This is a genomic window from Archangium sp. (assembly GCF_036388035.1).
Taxonomy (GTDB): domain Bacteria; phylum Myxococcota; class Myxococcia; order Myxococcales; family Myxococcaceae; genus Archangium.
The window spans coordinates 1-7,805 of the sequence record NZ_DASVSO010000684.1 but is presented as its reverse complement, the minus strand read 5'-3'; the positions used below and the strand labels follow the sequence as shown (position 1 = coordinate 7,805).

General features: G+C 70.7%; 7 protein-coding genes and 2 pseudogenes. 3 read left to right on the top strand and 6 right to left on the bottom strand.

Going from position 1 to position 7,805, the window contains the following annotated elements; all coding sequences use genetic code 11:
- The 6 genes and pseudogenes from VF697_RS27915 to VF697_RS27890 all read right to left on the bottom strand — a co-directional run.
- Window positions 1-1,369 (bottom strand): annotated as a pseudogene (locus tag VF697_RS27915) (hypothetical protein); the annotation flags it as partial.
- Between the two features lie 50 nt (window positions 1,370-1,419).
- Window positions 1,420-1,956 carry a hypothetical protein gene (locus VF697_RS27910; RefSeq protein WP_331099775.1) on the bottom strand — a complete coding sequence of 179 codons (537 nt, stop codon included), beginning with the start codon at window positions 1,954-1,956 and terminating at the stop codon, window positions 1,420-1,422.
- 110 nt (window positions 1,957-2,066) lie between these two features.
- Window positions 2,067-2,516 (bottom strand): OsmC family protein, encoded by a 450-nt coding sequence (locus tag VF697_RS27905; RefSeq protein ID WP_331099774.1) that lies wholly within the window; start codon window positions 2,514-2,516, stop codon window positions 2,067-2,069.
- Window positions 2,517-2,528: 12 nt separating this feature from the next.
- The gene (locus tag VF697_RS27900) at window positions 2,529-3,740 is read right to left on the bottom strand and encodes a deoxyhypusine synthase family protein (protein ID WP_331099773.1); all 1,212 of its coding nucleotides are present in this window, start codon (window positions 3,738-3,740) and stop codon (window positions 2,529-2,531) included.
- Between the two features lie 44 nt (window positions 3,741-3,784).
- A complete protein-coding gene (locus VF697_RS27895; RefSeq protein WP_331099772.1) occupies window positions 3,785-4,069 on the bottom strand; it encodes a hypothetical protein in 285 nt (94 codons plus the stop codon).
- 13 nt (window positions 4,070-4,082) lie between these two features.
- Window positions 4,083-4,535 (bottom strand): Rrf2 family transcriptional regulator, encoded by a 453-nt coding sequence (locus VF697_RS27890; RefSeq protein WP_331099771.1) that lies wholly within the window; start codon window positions 4,533-4,535, stop codon window positions 4,083-4,085.
- Between the two features lie 87 nt (window positions 4,536-4,622).
- Between VF697_RS27890 and VF697_RS27885 the strand changes: the two genes are divergently transcribed.
- The 3 genes and pseudogenes from VF697_RS27885 to VF697_RS27875 form a co-directional block, all read left to right on the top strand.
- Window positions 4,623-5,459 carry a PHP domain-containing protein gene (locus tag VF697_RS27885; protein ID WP_331099770.1) on the top strand — a complete coding sequence of 279 codons (837 nt, stop codon included), beginning with the start codon at window positions 4,623-4,625 and terminating at the stop codon, window positions 5,457-5,459.
- A gap of 88 nt (window positions 5,460-5,547) precedes the next feature.
- Window positions 5,548-6,903, top strand: a complete 1,356-nt coding sequence (locus tag VF697_RS27880) for a cytochrome P450 (protein WP_331099769.1) — start codon at window positions 5,548-5,550, stop codon at window positions 6,901-6,903.
- Between the two features lie 130 nt (window positions 6,904-7,033).
- A pseudogene (locus VF697_RS27875) lies at window positions 7,034-7,805 on the top strand (hypothetical protein); the annotation flags it as partial.

Below are 7,805 nucleotides of genomic sequence, written 5' to 3'. Positions count from 1 at the left end.
CGTTGTGGCCCTCGGCGAGCTTCTCGTAGTGCAGCACGTCCGCTTCGTGCGTGGCCCCCAGGAAGGAGGAGACCACGGCGGGGTGGAAGGCCCCGCCCTGGGCGGAGAGGTCGCAGCGGTGGAAGCCCCGGGACACGAGCTCGGCGTCCGGTGCCAGCCCCCGCCACAGGAAGGGCCGGGCGAAGACGGTGTGGGCCCGGAGGACGCGGACGTTGCGGCCGACGTTGAAGCGGCTCCAGAGCGCCTCCCACAGCTCGCGGCGGGACAGCCGGGTGCCCGAGTACGGCGCCGCCACCATCGTCGAGCGGCCCACGGGGCTGGCGTAGCCGTCCGAGTACCACGGGTCCGAGTAGTCATTGGGCTGGCGCTCGAAGCGCCGCTTTCCCCTGGCGCGCGGCGTCCCATCCGGCCGCCGCTCCCCCTCGAGCTCGTCCAACCAGCCCGCGAGGTTCGCCAGCGTCCCCGCGCGCTCGGGGGTGAGCGAGAAGGCATGCCAGGGCTTGGTCTGGCCCGGCCGGGCGATGTGCGTGACCATGAAGTCGAAGCCCTGGCCGTAGTGGGTATTCACGGTGTCGCCGCGCGCGAGGATGCGCAGCACGGTGACGTCCTGGAAGGAGGACAGGAAGAGCGCGTCCACCCGCCGCACGGGCGCTCCCTCCTCCTCGCCGAGCGGCAGGTCGATCTGCACGCGCTGGGCGCGCGACAGCTCGGCGCGGTACAGCAGCTCATCCGCCTTGAGCCGCCGGGAGATGGCCGAGGGGACGAGCGGCTCGGGCAGCTTCGCCAGCTCCGCGGGGAGGCGGACCGTCTGCACCACGGTGGCCACCAGCTCCACCAGCTCGCGGGCGGGGCGCCCCTCGTCCGAGGTGGGCCAGAGGTTGAGGGCCGCGTAGAACACCGTGCCCAGGGCGCGCTCGTAGTCGCCCGCGGACTCGGTGTGGCCCTGCTCCCACTCGCTCACGTACACGGCGAGCGCCTCGGCGCTCTCGGGCCAGGCGTGGTGGACGAGCCGGTACACGGCCAGCAGGGTGGCGCAGAGGACGTCGAGGGTCGGCTCGTGGACGCGCAGCGTGAGGGGCCCGAGCGAGCCCTCGGGTTGCCCCTGCCGCAGCTCCTGGGAGAAGGCATCGAGCTCGGCGGCGGACAGGAGGACGGCGCCCGTGGTGGAGCGCACCGAGCGCCGCGTCCACTGGGGCAGCTTCCACGCCAGCATGCGCGGGTGCGGAGGCAGGGCCTCGGCGCGCGAGCCCACGCTGATGAACAGCTCGCGCGCGCCGGGCTCGTCCCCCGGGAGGGGCTTCGTGGTGGTCCACGCCACCTGCCCCTCCCCCACCAGCAGCTCCACCACCTGACGCAGCTTGGAATCCATGGGGGCACCTTATAGGCGCATCCCCGGCTGGAATCCCGTCCTCTACGGTCCTACCCGCCCCGTCCCGAGGGAGAGGGCGTGAAACGCACCACCGCGCCCTCACCGGGCTCCAGGAAGGCCCCGTCCGCGGCCTGCTGTCGCAGCCGCTCCAGGGTGCGCCGCTGCTGCTCCGCCCGGTTGATGAGCGTGGTGAAGTCGAAGCGGCCCAGGCGCTCGTCCTTGCGCGACAGCCGCCGCAGCGTCCGCCACAGCGACAGCCGCCCCTCGGTGCCCACGCACAGCGCCTCCAGCTCCACCATCCGGCTCAACGGCGAGTAGCTCGTGAGGTGCCCGTTGAGCTTCAGCCGTCCCAGCTTCTCGCCCACCCAGGCCACGCTCTGCTTCACCATGTCGCGCTTCATCCCCAGCGCCGCCATCACGCCGATGAGCGTCGCGCGATCCTCCGCCAACTCGGGCACGAACACGCGGTAGTACTCGCCCACCGAGTTGTCCTTGTTCTCCGCCTGCGTCCTGCGCGCCAGCTCCAGGCCCACCATCGAGCCCGCGAGATGGTCGTTCAGGTAGATCCGCAAAAGGTCCAGGTTCATCGCGATCCTCCTCGTGCTCGCCCATCCCTCCAGGGAGGGTCGGCATTCCCGGGTCACGGCGCATGGCACCGTGCCCGGGTGTTCGAGGAGCAGGCGACGGGACGAGCCCTTCAGTCCTGGCGAGGCGCGTCCGGGTAGCGGAAGGTCACCGGCAGCTTCACGTCCGGGTGGAGGCTGCGCGTGACGGGGCAGCCGTGCGCCACCTCCTCCAGCCGGGTGCGGTGCGCGGCGGACAGGCCCGAGGGCATGTCGATCTCCAGCACCAGCTCACCGATGCGGCGGGGCGGAGGCGTCATCCGCTTCTCCACCCGGGCCCGGGCCTCGCCGAAGGCAATCCCCTCGCGCGAGGCGGCCAGCGCCATGGTGGTGAGGGCGCAGGAGGCGAGCGCCGCGCCCACGAGGTCCGTGGGCGAGAAGGACATGCCGGTGCCGCCGTTGTCCTTGGGGGCCTCGGTGGAGATCTTCGTGCCGGACGGGCCGTGCTCGAGCCGGCAGGTGAAGCCCGGCGCGCTCGCGACGGTCATCACCACGCCGGTGGCGGGGGGAGTCGGTTGGCTCATGGTCATGGCTCCTTAACGGACGTAGGCGGTGTGCTCTTCGGGGTTGGGCTTCTCCTCGTCCGGGCTCCAGTCGATCGTCTTCATCAGCGACTTGCGGCGCTTCTGCACGTCCTTGTCGAGGAAGGTGACCGCCTCCTGCATGACGTCCATGAGCCGGCGCGGCTTGCGCTTCATCTTCGTGTCGCTCAGCAGCGCGTGGGTGATCCACGGGAAGACGGCCGTGACGTCGGTGTGCACGTACATGGAGCCCGCCTCCACCGCCTCGATGGACACCTTGCCCCAGGTGTGGCCCTCACCGGCCGGGCAGCTCGAGAGCGCGCCGTTGTCCACCGGATCCACGCAGAACTGCACGTCGATGTCGAAGCCGTCCGTGGGCACGCCGAGGATTTGATCCAGCAGCGGCTCGCCCTGCAGCGTGTAGTTCTTGGGCACGCCGCCGCCGAGGATCCAGATGGCCATCTTGTTCGAGTAGTGGTGGCGGCAGTAGTGCTGGATCGCCGACATCCAGTAGACGTCGTCGTTGATGTCGATCTCGAACTTGAACTCCGCGCCCAGCAGGCGCTTGAGCTTGACGGCGTTGAGGAAGATGGAGCCGTCCTGCACCGCGCCCACGAAGATGGGCACGCCGTGCTTGTAGCAGGTGGACAGCAGCGAGGGCTGCTTCACGCCGAGCTGCTTCTCGATCGCCTGGATGTTCTTGCCGAGCAGGTAGTGGAACTCGGGGGTGGTCATCTTCCGCTGGAACTCGGGGCGGCGCAGGAGCGCGGAGAAGAGGCGGTCGGTGTCGAGCAGCGCCTCCTCCCAGAAGCCCAGGTCGTAGATGCGGATGATGCGGGCCAGGCGGTACTGGAGGTCCCCCGCGTTGGGGTTCACCTCGCGGATGGCGTGGCCGATGATGCGGTGGGCGTCGTGGTAGAGGTTGGCGCCGGTGGTGGTGAGCGCCGAGATGATGCCCTTCTCGATGAGCGGGATGATGCAGCTCTGGTGCAGGCCCGCCGGCGTCATGGCGCCCGAGAGCGTGAGGAAGATGGAGGCATCCACCTCCATGGAGCGGCGCATCAGCTCGAACGCGGTGCGCTCCTGGCGCCCCACGTAGGCCGAGAAGGCGTGCTCGAGCAGCTCGGTGGGGCTCTCCTTGCCGGTGATGGGACGAGGATCCGCCTTGCGCGCGGCCCCGTAGTGGGAGCGCAGGTTCTTCTTGGAGTTCGCGGGGGTCTTTGCCATGGCGCGCGATCTATCACCGCCCGCGCGCCGAGGGGAGCACCCGTTTACTTGCGCTTCTTGCCCTTGCCGCCCCGCTCGTCCTCGTCCCGCGCGGGCGGCTGCGGCTCGGAGGCGCCGAGCACCCGCTGACGCACCTGCTCGGGGGACAGGTGCCCGGTGTCCGCCACGACGCAGGAGACGTACGCGAGGTCCGCCAGCGCCCGCATCGCCCGTGCGCGCTGCGCCTCGTCCTCGGAGGACAGCAGCTCGGAGGCGGCGGACACGTAGCTGCTCGCCAGCGAGTCGAAGAGATAGACGCGGTTCTCGATGGTGTCGTCCGACTTGGACATGCAAGGCCCTCCCCTACTGCGGTGCCGGCTCGGGCATGCGCAGGTCGCTCATCGCGAGCCGGTCCAGCGTGGTGTGGCGGTACACCTCCAGCATGCGCTGCTGGCCCAGCTTCCACACCCCGTACATGGTGCAACTGCCGGTGGCCTTGCAGGAGTCGTGGCTGCTGCCGTCCTGGCAGACATTGACCACCACCGGACCTTCCACGGCCTCGATGACGTCCAGGAAGGACATCTCGCGCGCGGGCCGGGCGAGCGCGTACCCGCCGTGGGCGCCCCGGGTGGAGCGAACCATGTTACGTTCCACGAGCGTCTTGAGGATCTTCGCCAGGAAATCCTCCGGCACATCCATGCGGCGGGCGATCTCCCGGAAGGGAACCACGCGCTCCAGGGGTTGCGAAGCCAGGAAGATCATGGCCCTCATCCCGTATTCGATTCTCCGGGAAATCTGGAACGGGTGTTGCTGCATCGCGGCCGTCGTCGGCGAGTCTCAGGTTTATCCCACATCCTACGGGCCATCAGCGGACCTTTCAACCCGCGCCTCTGGAGTCCAGCCGTGATTGATCTGCATTCCCACACGACCGCGAGCGATGGCCAACACTCGCCCGCCGAGCTGCTCTCCCTGGCGGCGAGCGCGGGGGTGACGGCGCTGGCGGTGACGGACCACGACACGGTGGCGGGGCTGGGCGAGGCGGCGGAGGCGGCGCGGGCGCACGGGGTGGAGCTGGTGCCGGGCATCGAGCTGTCGGCGTTCGTGCTCAAGCGCGAGGTGCACATCCTGGGACACTTCGTGCGGCCGGACTTCGAGGAGCTGGCCAGCTTCGCGGCGCGGCTGGGCGTGGAGCGGGAGCAGCGGATGGAGCGGATGGTGGAGCAGCTGCGGCGCCTGGGCTTCCCGGTGACGATGGGGGACGTGCGGGCGGTGGCGGGGAGCGCGCAGCTGGGCAGGCCGCACCTGGCGCGGGTGCTGGTGGAGCGAGGCTGGTGCCTGGACGTGAAGGAGGCCTTCGACCGGTTCCTGGGCGCGGGCCGGTCGGCGTGGGTGGACCGGTACAAGCTGGACGGCCGGGAGGCCATCCGGCTCATCCACCGCGCGGGAGGCACGGCCACGCTGGCGCACCCGGGCAGCTCGAAGGTGGAGCGCCATGAGCTGCGGATGCTGGCCAAGGACGGCCTGGACGGGCTGGAGGCGCTGCACGCGGACGAGAACCCGAGCGTGCGGGAGAAGTACCTGAAGTTCGCCAAGGAGTTCGACCTGGTGACCACCGGGGGCAGCGACTTCCACGGCGAGCAGGTGACGCCGGGCAAGCGCCCCGGCGACTCCACGACGCCCCCGGAGAACTTCGCGCGGCTGCGCGCCCGGGCCGCGAGCCAGAGCGCCCGGCCGGGTTAGCCCACGACGTCTCGTGACGAACCCCTGGCGGAGGTGGTTCCGAGACATGGGTTGTCCCAGGCGCTCGCCCGGCTTACTTCACGGCCCCATGCAAACCGTGACGGATCTGCTCTTCCGCCTGCCCATGAGGGAGAGCCACCGCGAGGGGATTCCCATCCTTCCCGGGGGCCTGCCCCTGGTGGGCCATGCTCCGTACAACCTCGGCGACACCCTCACCTTCCTGCGCAACGCCGCCGCCAGGGTGGGCCCGCTGTTCTGGACGAAGAACGTCGGCAACTACCTGCTCGTGTGCATGGGCGAGCCCGGTTTCGAGCTGCTCAAGAACCGGGTGACCAGCAGCGAGTTCATCCGCGAGCAGGTGCCGGACTTCGTCGGTGACTCCCTGCTGTCGCGGGATGGAGTCCCCCACCGGAGCCTGCGCTCGGCCATGAGCGGGCCCTTCACTCCCCGGGGGCTGACGTCCAGCGGCGCGGCCACCATCTCGGCCGAGGTCATCGAGGCGTGCGTGGCGGGCCTCCCCCAGGGCCCCTTCTCCCTGCTCTCCCATACGCAGGGGCTCGCGCTCGACATCATCTTCCGCATCATGGGCATCGAGCGGAGCGAGCTGGACGCCTGGAACCGCCACTACCGCGAGTTCATCCTGGGGGCCATCCCCCTGAAGATCGACCTGCCCTTCTCGCCCGCGCGGCGCGCCCGACAGGGTCGGCTGTGGCTCGATGCGCGCTTCTCCCGCCTCATCGCGGCGGCGCGGGGCAAGCCGGAGATGCCGGGCACGCTCTCGGCGCTGCTGGCGGCAAAGGACGAGGAAGGACGCCCGCTCGGGGATCCGGACCTCGTCCAGAACCTGCGCCTGCTGGCCCTGGCGGGGCACGAGACGTCCGCGTCGGTGATGGCGTGGCTGGGCATCGTGCTCGCCCAGCGGCCGGACCTCTGGGAGCAGCTGCGGGACGAGGCGGTGGCGGCACCGGGCCTGCCCCGCTCGCCCGAGGAGCTCAAGCGCCACCCCTTCGCCGAGGCGCTCTTCCGCGAGGTGCTGCGGATGTACCCGCCCGTGTCGGTGACGGCGCGCCAGGCCACCGAGGAGCTGGAGCTGCACGGCAAGCGCGTGCCCAAGGGCACGATGATCACCGTGCCCATCGGGGTCTACGGTTACGACCCGGCGCTCTACCCCGAGCCGGAGCGCTTCGATCCCTCGCGGTGGATGGGGAGGCGCCTGCCGCCCTCGGCCCTCGAGACCGCGGCGTTCGGAGGCGGCCCCCACTTCTGCCTGGGCTACCACCTGGCCTGGGTGGAGGTGGTGCAGTTCGCCACGGCCTTCGCGCGCGAGCTGGCGCGTCGAGGCATGCGGCCTCAGCTCGCTCCGGGAGGGGCACCCCCCAAGCTGCGCTATTTCCCCTTCGGACAGCCGCCGAAGCGGACGCACCTCGAGTTCGTCCGGGCCTAGCGCGGGCCCTCACTTCTGGACGTCCAGAAGCATCACACACAACCTCACATCACTTCTGGACGTCCAGAAGTGATGCGATCCAGCCGGACAGCTCCGTGCAATCCTGTGTCTACGGGAGGAAGTCCGGATCATGCCGCACCGAATCGTGTTCATGGGGCTGTGGGCGCTCGCGCTGGTGGCGTGCGGCTCCACCACGGAGCCCTCGCCAGCGTCGTGTGGCCCCTCCAGCTGTGGGGGTTGCTGCACGGCGAGCGGGCGCTGCGAGCGCGGGGCGGAGGTGTCCGCCTGCGGCGTGGGGGGGCAGGCCTGCGTGGACTGCGGCGCCCAGGGCTCGTGCGGGCAGGACGGCCGGTGCATGGGCCCGGCGACTCCGGACGGCGGCTCCACCCCGGATGCGGGCGAGCCGCCGCTCGGCTGTGGCGCGCTCCCGCTGTCCCTGGTGAACGGCCGGGCCCAGGTGAGCGGAACGACGGTGGGCGCGGAGCGACAGGCCGTCGGCTCCTGCGGTGGCGTCGATGGGAGCGAGGCGGTCTACGCCTTCACCCTCGCCAACACGGCCACCCACGTCACCGACGTGGTCATCACCGTCACGCCCCGGGACGCGGCCTTCCAGCCGGTGGTGTACCTGCGGCAGGGCCGCTGTGACGCACCGCAGTCCGAGCTGAACCAGGCCTGCGTCGCGGCGCACCAGCCGGGAGCCACCGTGCAGCTCCAGACTCGGAGCGCCTCCCCGGGCGCTGGGACGTACTTCATCGTGGTGGATGGACTGTCGGACACGGGCGGAGCCTTCGACCTGGGGGTCGAGGTCGGTGGCCGCGCCGCCCATAGCTGCGCCGACGTGCTCCCGCTCACCGGCCAGCGCTTCACCGTGCGCGGCTCGTACTCGGGCGAGGATGACTCGC